Source organism: Rhodoblastus acidophilus, assembly GCF_025961575.1.
GTDB lineage: Bacteria > Pseudomonadota > Alphaproteobacteria > Rhizobiales > Beijerinckiaceae > Rhodoblastus > Rhodoblastus acidophilus_C.
The window spans coordinates 1-15,110 of sequence record NZ_JAOQNX010000054.1 but is presented as its reverse complement, the minus strand read 5'-3'; the positions used below and the strand labels follow the sequence as shown (position 1 = coordinate 15,110).

Genomic DNA, 15,110 nt, shown 5'->3' with positions numbered 1-15,110 from the left:
CGCCGAAGGAGGCTTCCGACGAAAAGACCGCGCTGATTTTCGCCTATCAGGCCAGCGACGTTCTCCTCGTCGCCATCGTCGCCGCCATCCACGGCGAGATCGCAGCGATCATGTGGCGCGTCGCTCCTGAAGGCAGTCGATCAGAAAACACACTTTGGCAACGGGCAGATATGTCCAAACAGCTGTTCATATGTGCGGGATTTGCCGAGAAAGCCCATTGACCAGCCCGGGAAAATCCGCACGTCTATTAGTTCGACCGAAAGCATCTGGATATCTATGTGACGGCTATCCTTCTGAATGCGCTTAAAGAGCTCCTCGACGTCTTCACGCCTTCCTTCAAGACATTGTGCGAAACAGCCCGAATTGAAGAGCAGCGCTCCGGTGATGTGTCTTTGTAGATTGTTTCGTCGGCTCGCGGTCAGAATCTGAAAAATTTGCTCAACAACGTCACTTCTGTCCCCTTTGATAAGGTTACGACTGAAATAGACCAAACGTATGCGCTGCTGTTTCATGTTCCAGCCGCAAATCTCAAGGGGCGTGGCTGACGACTTGATCGACGGCTTCCATCAATTTGTCGAACCCAAGCGATTTCTCGACAAAGTCGTGCGCGCCAAGGCGCAACGCCGCCAACTTCAGGTCGGAACCACCCTCGGAACTCATGAGAATCGCCCGCGACGCCGTGTTCATGGCATTCAGCCGCCCCAGCAACTCCAATCCCGTCATCCCCGGCATGTACATGTCGATCAGTAAGCAGGCGAAGGCGTCGCGCGCGCCCATTTCCATGAAATCATTGGCCGAGGCAAAAGCCAGTATGTCATAGCCGTAGGATTGCAGCAGAGAGGTCAAGGCTTCGCGGATCGACACGTCGTCGTCGATCACCGCGATCCGAATGGCTGTGTCGGTCGATTTCACACCTTTTGTCCCCGGCGTCGCTGACCTTCATCGCGGCGTCTTTCAGGAAAGGTAACGGCCAGCACCCGGCTTCGTCCAACGATAACTGCCTTAACTAATTGTTTTAGTAGTATATAAACACCTATACCGTCGTATAGGGGGCTGAACGCAACGCTAGGCTTTCATTGACAATTTGTCGGCCATGCGCACCAGATCGGCCAGCGTCTTCGCTCCCATTTTCCTCATCATCTGCCCGCGATGCACCTTCACCGTGATCTCGGAAACGCCGAGGTCGCCCGCGATCTGCTTGTTCAAGAGGCCGGCGGCGACGAGCGGCATGATCTGCCGCTCGCGCGCGGTCAGAGTCGCCAGCCTGTCCTGCAAGTCCTTCAGCGCGGTTTCCGCGTCCAGCCTTTCACGGTTGCGCGCCAGGGCGAGTTGGATAGCGTCCAGCAGATCCTGGTCGCGGAACGGTTTTTCCAGGAACTCGACCGCGCCTGCCTTCATGGCGCGCACCGTCATGGGCACATCGGCGTGGCCGGTGATAAAAATCACGGGAACGTGGAGGCCTTTTCGCGACAACTGCTCCTGGAAATCGAGACCGCTCTGACCGGGCAGGCGCACGTCGAGAACGAGACAGGAAGCGCAATCCGCAGTCCGGTCGTTGAGGAAGTCCTGGACCGAGGCATAGGCGGCTACGCCCATCCCCACCGAGCGCAACAGGCTGTCGAGCGACTCGCGCATCGAGGGATCGTCGTCGATGACGATCACGGTCGAAGTTGGCATCAGTCGTCCTCCTTGGCGAAGGGAAGGGTCAGACGGAGGATGGCGCCATCCCCTGAGTCCGCCCACAACCGACCGCCATGGGCTTCGGCAATGCGGCGGGATATGGCTAGGCCTAGCCCGGAACCGCCGGCCTTGGTGGTGAAGAAACGGTCGAATATGCGGGCTTCCAGGCCTTTCTGAAATCCGCAGCCATTGTCCTTCACTTCCAGAAGCGCCTCGCCTGGACTGAAAAAATCCGTCGTCACCCTCAAGTGGCGTGGTCGGTCCGAGACGCTCTCCAGGGCGTCGATGGCGTTGAACACAAGGTTGAAGACGATCTGCTGGACCTGGACGCGGTCACCCCAGACAGGGGGCAACGTCGCGGCGTGGAAATGAAGCGTGACATCCGCCTTGGAGCGGCGGTCGGCTGTGAGCTGGAGGACTTCCCGAACAGCGTTGTTGAGGTCGAAGCGCGCAAAGCCGCTGTCCCCGGATACGTATATGGCGCGAGTCTTCTTGATCACCTCGTTGGCCCGGCGCGCGTCCCTGACGATGCGCGTCAAGGCGGCGCGCGCCTCGCCGATTTCGGCCGGATCGCGCGCTAGCCATCGTTGCGCCGCCTCCGCATTGAGTTCGCAGGCGGCGATCGGCTGATTGATCTCGTGGGCCAGGGCTGCGGCGAACTCGCCCATGAAGGAAATGCGCGACACGCGCAGCAACTCCGCCTGGGTCTGGCGCGCTTTCTCTTCCGCCTGCTTGCGCGCCTGCTCCAGCTTTTCCAGCCGAAGCCGTTCTTCTTCATTTGAGATCGCAAATGCGATTTCGTCGGCGAGTTGGCAGAACAGGTTCAGTTCCTTGGGGCCGAAAGCATTGGGTTCGCACGCATAGACGATCAAGGAGCCGATGATGACGCCAGTCTTGCGGATGGCGACTGTCACCGTCGAGCGCAGCCCAAAACGAAGGCCCTTTTCGCGCCATTTCGCGTAAAGCGGATCGGTCGACGTGTCGCGGACGAGGCAGGGAACGCCGCTGCGCAAGGTATGCCCGCTCGGCCCTCGACCTTCGGGGACATCCATCGATGCCGACAGGGCGAGACCGTCGAGATAGCCGATGGCGGAGCCCGAGGACGCGAGAAAATCGAGCCAGCCATCCTCCCGCAGCAAGCCGACACAGGCCAGCACATAGACAGGCTGCTCGACGATGGCTTCGCAGATGCGCGCCGTCAGCTCCGGCGCGCCGCTCGCGCGCGTCAAAGCCGAGGAAGAGCGGGCGTAAGCCGACAAGGCCCAGTTCTGCCGGCGCAATTGCGCGCCAAGCCCGCGACTTTCCGGTTCGATGAATCGGCAATGCCAATGGGCGTTCGTCGGCGATCTGCGCGCTTTCAAATGAACGCCATGGGTCGAGCCATTGCGCTGTGTGATGGTCGTCGCCAACGAGTCCAAGGCTTTGCGACGGTGACCTTCAGCCTCGACAAAAGCGGCGACGCTGGCGCCATCGAGCACATCGGCCGGCTTACGCAGCAGCAGGTCCGCGCTCGCATAGCCGAAGAAGGCTTCCGCGGCCGGATTGGCCGCAATGATCCGGTCCATGCCCACATCCAAGTCAAGCCACGGGACCGTGGAATAGCGCCGTGACCCTTGTGAGTTTGGCTTGGGCAATTGACGGACCTGAAGGGGCGAGCAAAGGAAATTTCAGCGTAAAGACTAAGCTAGTGGCAGTTCGTTTGGCTGGCAACCATGGCTTGCGGCGGGTCCAGCAGGCTGTTTCCGGGGCCACCCTAAACCTAGGTATAGGGTGATCGGCGCCTTTGCGCAGGGCGGGCTCATTCAAGGTGCAATTGTTTGCAACGGCTCAGTTTCTTACCTGAAAGCCACTGTATTGGCGCCGTCGCCCCCTGGGGCAAAGGTAGTCGCCGCCTTCAATGAGAACAAAAATGGACGAAACCGCCAGAATCTCCGTTCAGCTTGCACAGATCGAATTGGCCTATGCAGAACTTGAACTCATGCATTTGGCCGCCCTGACGCCTGAACTGCGACGCACGTTGGAGCATATCGCCTCGGCGAAGCGCCACTTGTGCGAGACAACCGACGGTTACGGCTGGGCGGAGACGAGGCGGGCGGCCACAGATGGCGCTGATCTCGGCGCCCACAGCGCGGAACCTTGAGCTGCATCGGGAGCGGACGCAGCGATGGCAAGGGCGACAGCGTCAGATGCGCATTCCGAGCGGACGCTCAGCGAAATCAGGGCGCAGCTCGCCCGGATCCTTCGGACCGCCGCATTCCTGCGAAACCGCAGCGCGTCCAGGTTCCTGGAATATGTGGTCGAAGAATCGTTGGCGGGCCGAGGCGCGAACCTCAAGGCCTTTACCATTGGCATCGCCGTGTTCGAACGCGGCGAGCGCTTCGATCCCCAAAACAACTCGATTGTTCGCGTCCAGGCGGCCCGTCTGCGACAACTGCTTGCTCGTTACTATGACGGCGCTGGCGCGAATGATCCGATGCGCATAGACATCCCGCTCGGCGGCTACAGGCCGACGTTCCTGAAGCGCGAATGGCTCGCGCAGGTTGCAGAAGACGTGGAGGAGGACGCCAAACTTTCTCACGCTCCGGAATTCGCGGAGACGCTTACAACCCAGACCCGCCAACCCAAGCCGGACCAGCGTTACGCTATCCGGGGGGTCGTCACCGTCGCCTTGGTCGCTCTGGCGCTGCTGGCTTCTGCCGCGCTTGGCCTCGGGCAAACCAAGCTGCCGCCTCAAACCCCGCTGCGGAATATCTCACCTATTGTCGCGGTCAAGTTTGAAGGGCATGGACTGGCGTACACACTGGTTCAATCAGAACTACGCGCGTCTCACGCCTTCAACAAGGCAGAACGCAGCGTCACGGAACGCTTGCCGTGACTGCGCGACGCCCAGGCGCCGCTCGGCCGGCGAACGGCATCAGGTCGCCATCCGAGGCAGCCGGCTAGCTTTAGAATGGCTGAAATGGCCGTGCGTTGTCACCTCGGCCGGCCAGCGTCGAGCGCGTCGGAGGATGAAAGTCTTCCGGCGGCGAAAGCCAGCGTAGCCGCTGCGATCAGCGCCGTGCCATGCGCCTGTTCCTGCGCCAACCGGGCCAACAGCAAGGCCTTTTCCGCCTCTATTACGGCCGGAAGGGCGCCAGCGCCGCTCTGGTAGGCGGCAAAGGCTGCATCCGCCGTGGTTTTCGACGCCGAGACCAGCACGCCCGCCGCCTGATAGGCCGCGAGGCTGCTGCGCAGTGCGTCATCCGCCGTCACGATTTCCGACGCCGCATTTTGCTGCAGACGTTGCAGCACCGCTTGGGCGGCGTCGCTGCGCGATTGCGCGTCGCGCAGCCGCGCGTCGCGAATGCCGCCATCGTAGATTGGAATCGTCACCCCGCCGAGCACGGCCGCATTGCTCGCGTTGAACGACGACCCCGCCGAGACGGGGACGGATGGCGAGCCCATGGCGCCGAGGTTGAGGCTTGGCGTCGAGGTGATGTTGAGGCCGCCGGTGACATAGTTTCCTGAGACCGTCAGGAAGACTTTCGGCATGAATTCGGCCTGCGCCGCCGCGATGCCGGCATGAGCGGCCTTCGCCGCGGCATAGCTCGCCTGAACGTCGGCGCGGCGCGCGATTGCGGCGGCTATCAGCTTGTCGACAGGAATCATCGCGGCCGTAGAAAGCGGCCGGCCGGACACATCGGCGATGCGAAGACGGGCTTGGGGCGAAATGCCGATCGCCGCGATCAGGGCGTGGTAAAAGTCGCGTTCGGCGCCGCGCGCCTGCACGAGGTTGAAATCGGCCTGGGCGAGCAATTGCCGAGCCTGCGCGGTCTCGACCACCGTGCCGACGCCGTTCTTGAATTTTTCTGTGGCGACGTCGAGCAGGCGCGCGCTTTCCTGCCGGGTTTTTTCGGAGATGTTTACGCGCTGACGCGCCGATGTGTATTCGTAAAAATTTCGGCTGACGTCATAAATGATCTTCTGATGGGCGCCGTTGAACAGGAGGTTGCTGGCCAGCGACAGGTTGACAGCGGCCTCCTTGTACGCGTCGCGCTGGCCGAAATCGAACAGCAGCCATTGCAGGGCGACGCCCGACACCGTGCCGTTGGCGTTGCCGCTTCCCGGATTCGACAGCACCCCGGCGACCTGGTTCGAGCCCGAGGTGTGCTGATAGCCGCCGATCGCCGTGGCGCTCATCATCGGAAGATAAAAGGCTTTAACGACGCCGACCGCGAGCGCCGCCTGGCGCGCCCTTTCCCAGGTGGCCCGCGTCTCGGGATTGCTGGTCTGCGCCAGATCGATCAGCTCGGCGAGCGAATAGACATGCCCGGCGTCGAGACCGGCGGGGCCGGTGTCGAACTGCAGGTCCGGCAGCGGCTCCAATCCGAAATCGCGGGCGCCCGTCGGCGTGAATTTCGACGCGGCGGGGGCAGGCGCTTCGGCGCCAACGGTCGAGGCCTCCGGCTTGTAGGGGACATCGGGCGCTTCCGGCGCGAGCGATAGCGACGATGGCGCGCAGCCCGCCAAGCCGCCGGCAAGCATCGCCAGCGCAAGCAATCTCGCCAGCCTTCGGATCGCGCCGGTCCGCGCCTGCTCACTCATAGGCGCCGGCCTTCGGCTGGAGAAGCCGGCGATAATGGAAAAGGGTCAGCTGAACCTGGTTCAATCGGGTCATTAGGGCTTCGAGCGCGCCGATCTGCGGCGCGTGCGCGCCGTCCGGGGCGAGCGGCGGCGTCATTTCAGCCGCGACCTCGACGAAAGCAACGTCGGAAGGCGCCGCGAGACCGGCGCGGAGCTTCCGCAGCCGCGAGTCGGCCTGCGCATAGAGATGGCGGAGCGCCTCGGGGTTTTCCACGTCGCCGCCAGCCGGCGGCGGAAAGGCGGCGACGACGCCGACAGCGCGGACGAGATTTTTCAGCGCTCTTGTCGCAAGCCGGTTGGCCCTCCCCAGCATGAGATTATTCCCCGACCTTATCATTTCATAGCCATAGGCCGCGAGAGCGCCGGAGACCGCTTCGAGCGTCGCAAAGGCGCGGCCGACCTCCTCGGTCGCCCCAATGGCGGGAGCGAAGGCGGTTTTCGTCTTGAGGACCTCGCGACATTGTTCGAGTAGGCGATCCAGATCGAGCCGCAACTGGCCCAGGGTCGAAACCGGGAAAACGCGCGTAAAAATGACGTAGACGACGAGGTCGCCCAACACGATCCCGATGGTGCGATCCTGGGCGACGCTGAGATCGAACTTGGGTTCCGCGCCTTGCAGAACGCACATGAAGAACGCCAGGGCCAGCTGGAAGCCGATATAGGAAACCGTGGGCTTTCCGACACCGATCCAGGCGGCGGGAAACGTCACCAGCCCGACGAGAACGACCAGCGAGGTGATCGAGGTCGTCCCCGGCAGGATGTAAACCATCGACAAGGTTCCGATCACGGCGCCGGCGAGGCAACCGGAAATGCGCAGAAACAGCTTTTGCACGGTCTCGCCGACGGTCGTTAGCGAGACTATGAAGCAGGTCAGCATGGCCGTGTGGATGCCCGGCCAGTCGAGCAGCGTATAGGTCAGATAGCAGATCATCGCCGCCGCCGCGCCTTTGAGCGCGAAACGGGCATAGACGGGATTTGAGAAGGCGTCGGCGACGAAAAAGCCGGACTTTTCCTTTTTGCCCTCGGGTTCCGCCGTCTCCAGCCCGACCGGCCCGCCCGCCACGATGGTCTCCATCCGCGAGGTCAGCGCCTCGATCTGGTCCAGGAGATTCTTCGGCGGCGCGGCCCCTGTCTCCTCGATGTCGCAAGGCTGGATCACGCGGGGCAGACGCTCGATCCGGTGGGCCAAAACCTCCAGCCGAGCGGAAAGCGCGTCCGGCGTGGCCGGTGGCAGCTTGAGGGTCCTGGCGGCCACAACCGTCATCACCAGCCCATAGGACAGGCCTGAGAGTGCGCCGAGGCGCTCGATCGTCGCCGATGGCAACCGACGCCAGAGCTTGACCATCCTGAGCCGTTCTTCCCTCTCGGCGTCGCCTGTCTCCAGTTCGGCCCGCAGCGCGGCGAGAGCGGCTTCCTCCCCCTCCTGCAAGACGCGTCCGGCCAGCCGCAGCCGCGCCGCGACCGCCCGCCGCGCCAGAGTTTCGGGATGGCGACCGAAAAACACATTGTGGACGATGAAAACCAGCATCGGCATGACCGCGAACAGCCAGGCGTAAAGCAGGCCGCGCAACGCGATTTCGCCCAGCGGAGCGCTTCCCAGGAGATCGAGCACATAGGCGATGACCAGCCCGATGGTGCTGGCGAGCGGCGCGAGCTTGCTGCTGGCGCCGAGGAAAAACGACACGAAGGCGACGCAGGCGAGAACGACGACGCGTGCTTCGGGGGCATTGATCGTCAGGATCGCCAGCCCGATGGCCAGGGCCACGACCAGGGTGACCACGACGATCAGCGCCAGGCTCATGACGATATTGAGACCGGAATTCTCCTTGGCGACAAAGAAGATCAGATAGACGCTGATCGCCGGCTCCGGAATCCGGTACGCCATGGACACGATCGTCACCAGCATCACGACGAAGGCGATCTCGGCGGCGCGCGCGAGCCGTCCATCGAAGGGCGCCAGCATATCCGCGATCAAGGCCGGTCCGAACATCAGCAGCGCCCCGCAGGCCGGATTCGCACCGAGGCGGAAGCGCCCGCGCGCATCAGCTCGGGCGGCGGATCGATCAGCCGCACCCGCACCGGAAAGCGCTGTTCGACCCGCACCCAATTGACCGATTTGGCGACCAGGGGCAATCCGCGCGGCAGGTTGATCCGATCCTGGTCGGCGACGCCCCAGCCGATGCTTTCGACCTTGCCCTGAATGGGTACGCGGCGATCGATCAGCGAAAAGGCGGTGGCGCAGGCCTCATCGGCAATGAGCGGAAGCTCGGTCTCGCGGAAATTGGCGACAACAAACCATTCATCCGTCACCACCAGCGTGAACAGGGTCTGGCCGAGGATGACATATTCCCCGGTCTTGACGTTGAGGCCGGTGACGCGGCCATCGTGCGGCGCGCGCACCAAAGTGTTGCGCAAATCCCTTTCCGCCAACGCCAGCGCCGTGCGCCGCGCCTCCACCGCGGCGGCGGCGCCCTCGGTGGTTCCAATCGCCCCGCGCGTCGCCGCCGCCTGTTCGACAGCTTGCGTATAAGCGGTTTCCGCCTTCTTCTTCGCGGTGCGGGCGTCGTCGAACACTTGCGCCGAGACATAGCCTTTTCCGGCGAGCGGCTGTAACCGGCTGACTGTATTACTCGCCAACTGAAGGCTTGCGCCGGCTTGCGCCACCTGCTCGCGCGCGATGGCGGCCGTTGCTGTCTCGGTGGCGACCGTCCTGCCCTGCGTCGCCAGCAAGGCCTCGGCCCCCTTCAGTTCGGCGGCGGCCAGTTCGACATGCAGCCGATAGGGTTCGGGGTCGATTTCGAACAGCGCGTCTCCCACCTTGACCGCCTGGTTTTCATGGACACGCAACTGCACGATCCGGCCGGTAACAGAGGGGGCGATGTGAACGACCTCGGCGTCGATGCTGGCGTCGTCAGAAGAAGGCTCGGCTTCGCGATTGCGCAGGAAAAAAAGCACGCCGGCGGCTGCGGTCAGCAGGATCGCCGCGGCGAAGACTTTCGCGCCTGCCTCTCGCCAATTTCGCCAAGCGGCCATATCGGCTCTCTCCGAATAAGGCGAGCCAGAGCCACAGGGTCACGCCAACGGCGAAAGCAGTGTAGACCAGCAGCTTGAATGGCACGGCTTCCTCGAAATCGGCGGCGATCAGCACGGTGCGCAACAGGATCGAAGCGAGGAGTCCCAATCCGGCGCAGAGGAGCCAGGCGGGGAAGAAAGCGCCGAAAAGACTGTAGGAGGGGGCGCCACGCAAGGCGCAGCCCGCGAGCCCTGCCGAAATGAGGACGACACAGCCTAATTTTGTCGCCATGAGCGGCGCTCTGATCCTGAAAGAGCGTTGTCCTGACGGCATGCGCACCCTTTTTCAGCCCGAATCCTAGATTCGCGAAAAATATACTAAATAAATCATTTTCGAGATCTAGCTTTCGTTTGCCCATTTCCCCGGTGGGAAGCCGTCGCACCCACCTTGGAGATGATAGAACATACGCTCGTGACTAAGAGGTGGGAGTTTCATAAGAGGTACAGCGCCGTGATATCCAACGCTCGATATCGATCCGGCGCGCGGCCATAGATGACGTTTTACGCCGTTCCGACAAACCGAGCAGGAGCAGAAGACGTGCGCCGACAACGCAGAGCAAAGATCGTCGCGACGGTGGGGCCGGCGAGCGCCTCTCCAGACATGCTGGAAGCGCTGTTCGTCGCCGGCGCGGACACATTCCGCCTGAACTTCAGCCATGGCTCGCACGAAGATCACGCACGCGTCCACACCGCGATCCGCGACCTCGAAGCCCGCGTGCGGCGCCCGATCGGCATCCTACAAGACCTGCAAGGGCCGAAGATCCGCATCGGCGCCATCGCCGGCGGCAAGATCGCGATTGCGCCAGGCCAAAAGCTTCGGTTCGTGCTGTCGAAGGACCCGGGCGGCGTGGACACCATTCCCCTGCCCCATCCGGAAATCTTCGCCGCAGTTATGCCGGGACAGGACCTCCTGATCGACGACGGACGGGTTCGCGTCCGCGTTATCAGGCCCGGGCGGGAGGAGATCGAAGCCGAGGTTGTCACCGGCGCCGTCCTGTCCGACCGCAAGGGCGTCAATATCCCTGGCGCGGTGCTCGACCTTTCGCCCCTGACCCCCAAGGACCGCGCCGATCTGGCGTTCGGCCTCGAACTCAACGTCGACTGGATCGCGCTGTCATTCGTACAGAGGCCGGGAGATCTGATCGAGGCGCGCGGGCTGATCGGCGATCGTGCGGGTCTCGTCGCCAAGATCGAAAAACCGTCGGCGGTGGAAAAATTCGACGACATCGTCCGTCTCGCTGACGCCGTGATGGTGGCGCGCGGCGATCTTGGTGTCGAGATTCCCCATGAAGAGGTCCCCGGTCGGCAGAAGGAGATCGTGCGCGCCTGCCGCCTCGCCGCAAAGCCGGTGATCGTCGCCACGCAGATGCTAGAATCAATGACCAGCGCGCCGACGCCGACGCGCGCCGAGGCCTCGGACGTCGCCACCGCAATCTACGATGGCGCCGACGCCGTGATGCTTTCGGCGGAATCCGCATCGGGCGCCTATCCGCGCGAGGCGGTCGAAATGATGAACCGCATCATCAGCAGCACGGAACGGCACAAGCTCTATCGTTCGATCGTGAACGCCGCCGATCCCGGCGAAGAGCAATCCGCCCCGCATGCCGTTGCCGCCGCCGCTGCGGACCTCGCCGAGGCGATCGGCGCTCCGGTGATCGTCGCCTTCACCTCAGGTGGGACCACGGCGGCGCGCATCACGCGCAAACGGCCCTCGCTTCCCATTTTGGCCATTACGCCGGAAGCGGCCACGGCGCGGCGGCTCAGCCTCACTTGGGGCGTGCACGCCTGCCTGTCGGAGGACGTCCACAGCTACGAAGAAATGGTGGATCGCGCGACGGCAATGGCCCTGAGCGAAGAGTTCGCGCAAAGGGGGCAAGCGATCGTCGTCGTTGCGGGCGTGCCGTTCGGAGCGTCGGGAACGACCAACAACCTACGCGTCGTCCAGATCGCATGAACCCGGCGCGGACGAACTCTTCGGCTCGGCTTGCCCTATTCTCGACGACCGTTCCGGTCGGCGAATTGCAGATTCTCTGCCCAATGCGGCGACCGGGAGAGATAATAATGGAGATGGTTTTCATATCGAGTATGATCCGGTCGATAGGACGCAACTTGCAATTCCCCTCAGCGAAGCAGGGCTTCGGCGAAGCGACCGCACTATGCTATTGCAGAAGTGCATCGCGAGGAGCGTCGCGCCCACCAAAATCTCTTTGACTTACTCCTCCCCCCTCCTCCTCCCAATATGTGGGATCAGAAGCAGGTTTATCCTTAAATTACAATTATCTACCTTGTCAGCAATCCGAGCCGGAATTCCCGCGTTCAACGGCAGAACAAACTTGGGGGAACTGGACGCCGGATCGCCGGCCAAGCGACCCGGCCGCCGCGGCTCTCATGCCGCTTCTGATTCTGCCTCGACCTCGCTCGCCGAGGTGTCGTCATAGCCAATCACCCGTCGCAGCATCTCGTCCACGTCGCGGAACTGATCAATCGCCCACGAAATGGTCTCGGCGTCTCCGGCGGCGATGATCCCGTCTTTCGCCGCCTGCAATTTGGCGGCGGTTATTCCCGCCAGTTCCAATCCTTTGCGCACCATCCGAAGCTCCATATAGAATGCAAGGAGGCCTATACCCGCGATCTTGCGCCAAGCGTTTTGTCGGAGATCAATTCTCGATTGCGGGTTGTACGCAGGAACGCGAACGTTGCGGCGACGCACATGGAGTTTTCGCAGGCTTGGCCGACGCGCAGGAAGCGCCGCACTGGGAGATGCTGGTCGGATTGGTCGAGCGTGTCACCTTCCTCAACGAGGACAACGGCTTCGCCGTCCTGAAGGTGAAGGCGTGCGGCCATCGATATCTCGTTCCCGTCGTTGGCCATGCGGCCTCGATTTCCGCCGGCGAGTTCATCCACGTCGTCGGCGTCTGGTTCGGTCTTCGCGTCCGTGGACAAGAACATGCAGACGGAAAACGACTACGACCGCGAAGTCTTCAACGGCGACCTCGGACGCGTCGTCCGCATCGACCGGGAGGAAGGCGCCCTCGTCTCCAGCTTCGACGGTCGCGAGGTGACATATTCCTTCGGCTGGACGCGGTCATTCCCACCTACGCGACCACGATCCACAAGTCGCAGGGGTCCGAATATGCCGCCGTCTTGATCACGCTGGCGACACAGCGCTACACGATGCTAGCGCGCAACTTCGTTTACACGGCGGTCACCCGCGGGAAGCGGCTTGTTGTGATCGTTGGACAGAAGTGGGCCCTCGCCATCGCTATCATGAACGCGCGGACAAACAGGCGCTGGACGAGACTGAGGGAGTGGTTGGCGCGGTATCCAGCGAGAAGTCGTGGCTCTTAACGGCGGTAAGCGGACCGACGTGGAAGTGGCCGACAATGGAATCGCTCTTGGAAAAGCGGACATAATGGCCGCCGGTCCGCGGGATTTTGGAAACCGCATGACATTTTCGACGAGGAAGTGGCGCCATTTCTTGCCGGCTTCTCCTTGCCGGAGGCCGCCAGCTATTTCACCGGCAGCACCCGCCCCTCCTGCACCGTGCCCCAGACGGCGATGTCCTTGATCCCCGCCGCATCGACCGTCAACGGATTGTCGCCGAGGATGGTGAGATTGGCGAGCTTTCCGGGAACGATGCTGCCGATTTCATTTTCCAGCCGCAGTGAATGGGCTGCGTCGAGCGTGACGCCCTTCAGCGCGCCCAGCCGGCTGACGCGCTGCTCCGGCGCGGCGACGCGTCCCGACGCCGTCGTGCGGTTGACCGCGCAATGCATCAGGAACAGCGGCTGCCCCGGTGCCATCGGCATGTCGGAATGGAGCGAGAAGGACACGCCGGCGCGCTCCACGTCGCCGAGGCGCACCATGGCGTCGGCGCGTTCGCGCCCCAGACCCTGCGCGCCGTAAGCATCGGCCAGCGCGCCGACATAATAGGGATTGCCGCTGACGATCACGCCGAGCCGCCGGATGCGTTCGACCTGATCCTTGCGCGAGACGGCGAGGTGGATGGCGACCGTCCGGTGGTCGTAGCGCGGATGGCGCCGCAGATTGGCTTCGACGTTGTCAAGAACCATGTCGAGCCCAGCGTCGCCGTTCACATGCACATGGATCTGATAGTCCGCCTCCCAATAAACCTTGAAGGCGCGCGCAAAAAAATCCGGCTCCATGATCCATTCGCCATGATGGCCGTCGAGATAGGGCTCGCGCACCTGCATGAGCAGGGAATAGATGGCGCCGTCGGCGAACAGCTTGATCGCGCCGGGCATCATCGCCGTCATGCCCTCGCCCCAGCCGAGCACGTTCTGCGTTTCGCTGATCGTGCTGTCCGGGAAAGCCGCGCTGATCGATTTGCCGTCGGGGATGAAATAGAAGCGGAAAGGGCTGTCGGGACGCGACAGCACCGCGTTCTGGGCGTCCTGCAGCTGTTTGGAAAACAAGCCGCCGGGCTCGCAGCCCAGCGTCACGCCATTGGCGTGGAAATAGCGCGTGACGAATTCCAGGCCGCGCCGCAACCTTTCGGGCGTGGCGAGGGCCGGAAGCAGCTTGGGGATGACGGCGAACATGCCGCCCTCCCAAAAATGGCCCGCATCGAGATTAGACTGGTTGCGCGCGGCTTCCGGCAGCGCGGCGACAAAGGCGGCGTCGATCCCGTAAGCCTTGAGCGCCTTGCTGTTGAGGATGAATTCGTGGGCGGACCGGTGCCAGACGACGATCGGCCGCACAGTGCTGATCCGATCGAGATCGGCGCGGGTCAGCGGGCCGTGAAACAGCTGATGATAGCCCCAGGTCACCAGCAGTTCGCCGGGGTCCCTCAGCTTCGCATGGGCCTGCATGAGCCGCTCGCGATAGGCCTGCGGGCTCTTGGCGGCGGGAACGACGCCCGACGGCAGCGCCCAGTCCTCGATGGCGATGATCTCCGACACCATGGTCAGGCCGGTCAGCAAGGGATGATCGTGCTGGGCGATCAGGCCGGGGACGATCACCTTGTCGGCAAAGGTTTCGTCGACGACATAGGGCTGGCCGCCGGCGGCGGCCTGCAATTCCTCGACCGAGCCGACCGCCAGGATGCGATCGCCCAGCACGGCGACGGCGGTGGCCGACGGTTTGTCTGGGTCGAGCGTGACAATGTCTTTTGCGCGAAAGATGGTGACTCGCGGGAATGTGTTGGGCGCGAACCGGCTGGCCACATCCTGGAGCGAACCTTCCTGCGCCAGCGCCGGCGCCGAATCAGCCGCCTCGCAGACGAACGCGCCAGCCGCCGCCGCCTTCAGCATCTGGCGCCGCGACGGAAAGGTGAAAGTGCGGAAGGCTTCGGCAAAGGCGGGATTGCACATGACGCACATGGGCGATGGCTCCAGATTCGTGGGCGCAATCGGTGATACGCGTGACCCACCGAGCCGAGAAAAACGGCCCAGCTTACGGCACGATAACGATATTTGCCGCACTGCCAAGAGCGGCCGGAGAGAAACGAAAATTCGGCCAAATTTCTCGGCAGGAAGTCGGCTGATTATCCGGACGCGACGGAAACCCTGCGCGGCGCCTCCGAGCCGAGGGTGCTGCTGCTGACGATCACGGCGCCGGTCATGTTTGGGCGGCTGCACATTAATGCCTTTGGTCAAGGATTTCTTGCGCGCTCACTGCTAGCTGCCCGTTGCCGAAGAGCGCTGTCTGATCAACTCCCTTCGGGAGCGACGCGCCAGATGATTGCGGCGATTTCGCCGTGGATGGAGGTGACG

16 protein-coding genes and 2 pseudogenes are annotated in these 15,110 nt (G+C 63.0%); 8 read left to right on the top strand and 10 right to left on the bottom strand.

Going from position 1 to position 15,110, the window contains the following annotated elements; genetic code table 11:
• The coding region (locus M2320_RS22755) for a hypothetical protein (protein WP_264599257.1) at positions 1-221 on the top strand (221 nt) is incomplete at its 5' end.
• Here the strand turns inward: M2320_RS22755 and M2320_RS23470 are convergent.
• The 4 genes from M2320_RS23470 to M2320_RS22740 form a co-directional block, all read right to left on the bottom strand.
• Positions 141-512, bottom strand: a complete 372-nt coding sequence (locus tag M2320_RS23470) for a BLUF domain-containing protein (protein WP_425540715.1) — start codon at positions 510-512, stop codon at positions 141-143. The genes M2320_RS22755 and M2320_RS23470 overlap by 81 nt on opposite strands.
• 16 nt (positions 513-528) lie before the next feature.
• Positions 529-912, bottom strand: coding sequence for a response regulator transcription factor (locus M2320_RS22750; protein WP_184430075.1), 384 nt, complete (start codon positions 910-912; stop codon positions 529-531).
• Between the two features lie 153 nt (positions 913-1,065).
• Positions 1,066-1,677, bottom strand: coding sequence for a response regulator transcription factor (locus tag M2320_RS22745; protein WP_184430074.1), 612 nt, complete (start codon positions 1,675-1,677; stop codon positions 1,066-1,068).
• Complete coding sequence (locus M2320_RS22740; RefSeq protein WP_264599256.1) at positions 1,677-3,245, bottom strand: ATP-binding protein; 1,569 nt, start codon at positions 3,243-3,245, stop codon at positions 1,677-1,679. The genes M2320_RS22745 and M2320_RS22740 overlap by 1 nt, the downstream gene beginning before the upstream one ends.
• A gap of 344 nt (positions 3,246-3,589) precedes the next feature.
• Between M2320_RS22740 and M2320_RS22735 the strand changes: the two genes are divergently transcribed.
• Together M2320_RS22735 and M2320_RS22730 are read left to right on the top strand one after the other, a co-directional pair.
• Positions 3,590-3,820, top strand: coding sequence for a hypothetical protein (locus M2320_RS22735; protein ID WP_184430072.1), 231 nt, complete (start codon positions 3,590-3,592; stop codon positions 3,818-3,820).
• A 24-nt stretch (positions 3,821-3,844) separates the two neighbouring features.
• Positions 3,845-4,555, top strand: a complete 711-nt coding sequence (locus M2320_RS22730) for a hypothetical protein (protein WP_264599255.1) — start codon at positions 3,845-3,847, stop codon at positions 4,553-4,555.
• 98 nt (positions 4,556-4,653) lie between these two features.
• On the opposite strand, the gene M2320_RS22725 is transcribed toward M2320_RS22730, so the two are convergent.
• From M2320_RS22725 to M2320_RS22710, 4 genes and pseudogenes are all read right to left on the bottom strand, one after another.
• Complete coding sequence (locus M2320_RS22725; protein ID WP_264599254.1) at positions 4,654-6,264, bottom strand: TolC family protein; 1,611 nt, start codon at positions 6,262-6,264, stop codon at positions 4,654-4,656.
• Positions 6,257-8,293 (bottom strand): FUSC family protein, encoded by a 2,037-nt coding sequence (locus M2320_RS22720; protein WP_264599253.1) that lies wholly within the window; start codon positions 8,291-8,293, stop codon positions 6,257-6,259. Before M2320_RS22720 ends, M2320_RS22725 begins: the two co-directional genes overlap by 8 nt.
• Complete coding sequence (gene mdtN / locus M2320_RS22715) at positions 8,293-9,336, bottom strand: multidrug transporter subunit MdtN (protein WP_264599252.1); 1,044 nt, start codon at positions 9,334-9,336, stop codon at positions 8,293-8,295. Before mdtN ends, M2320_RS22720 begins: the two co-directional genes overlap by 1 nt.
• Before the next feature lie 25 nt (positions 9,337-9,361).
• Positions 9,362-9,607 (bottom strand): annotated as a pseudogene (locus M2320_RS22710) (YtcA family lipoprotein); the annotation flags it as partial.
• Positions 9,608-9,913: 306 nt separating this feature from the next.
• Here M2320_RS22710 and pyk point away from each other — a divergent pair.
• Positions 9,914-11,329 (top strand): pyruvate kinase, encoded by a 1,416-nt coding sequence (gene pyk / locus M2320_RS22705; protein ID WP_264599251.1) that lies wholly within the window; start codon positions 9,914-9,916, stop codon positions 11,327-11,329.
• Positions 11,330-11,761: 432 nt separating this feature from the next.
• Here pyk and M2320_RS22700 read toward each other — a convergent pair whose 3' ends face one another.
• The gene (locus M2320_RS22700) at positions 11,762-11,965 is read right to left on the bottom strand and encodes a hypothetical protein (protein WP_184430060.1); all 204 of its coding nucleotides are present in this window, start codon (positions 11,963-11,965) and stop codon (positions 11,762-11,764) included.
• 17 nt (positions 11,966-11,982) lie between these two features.
• On the opposite strand from M2320_RS22700, the pseudogene M2320_RS23465 reads away from it, so the two are divergent.
• The 3 genes and pseudogenes from M2320_RS23465 to M2320_RS23455 form a co-directional block, all read left to right on the top strand.
• Positions 11,983-12,234, top strand: a pseudogene (locus tag M2320_RS23465) (hypothetical protein); the annotation flags it as partial.
• A gap of 10 nt (positions 12,235-12,244) precedes the next feature.
• Positions 12,245-12,523: a hypothetical protein gene (locus M2320_RS23460; RefSeq protein ID WP_425540714.1), complete on the top strand. Its 279-nt coding sequence runs from the start codon at positions 12,245-12,247 to the stop codon at positions 12,521-12,523.
• Positions 12,520-12,723 carry a hypothetical protein gene (locus M2320_RS23455; protein ID WP_425540716.1) on the top strand — a complete coding sequence of 68 codons (204 nt, stop codon included), beginning with the start codon at positions 12,520-12,522 and terminating at the stop codon, positions 12,721-12,723. Before M2320_RS23460 ends, M2320_RS23455 begins: the two co-directional genes overlap by 4 nt.
• Before the next feature lie 161 nt (positions 12,724-12,884).
• Here M2320_RS23455 and M2320_RS22685 read toward each other — a convergent pair whose 3' ends face one another.
• Positions 12,885-14,717, bottom strand: a complete 1,833-nt coding sequence (locus M2320_RS22685; protein WP_264599250.1) for an amidohydrolase — start codon at positions 14,715-14,717, stop codon at positions 12,885-12,887.
• 93 nt (positions 14,718-14,810) lie between these two features.
• On the opposite strand from M2320_RS22685, the gene M2320_RS22680 reads away from it, so the two are divergent.
• Positions 14,811-15,110: hypothetical protein (locus M2320_RS22680; protein WP_264599249.1), on the top strand; the 300-nt coding region annotated here is incomplete at its 3' end.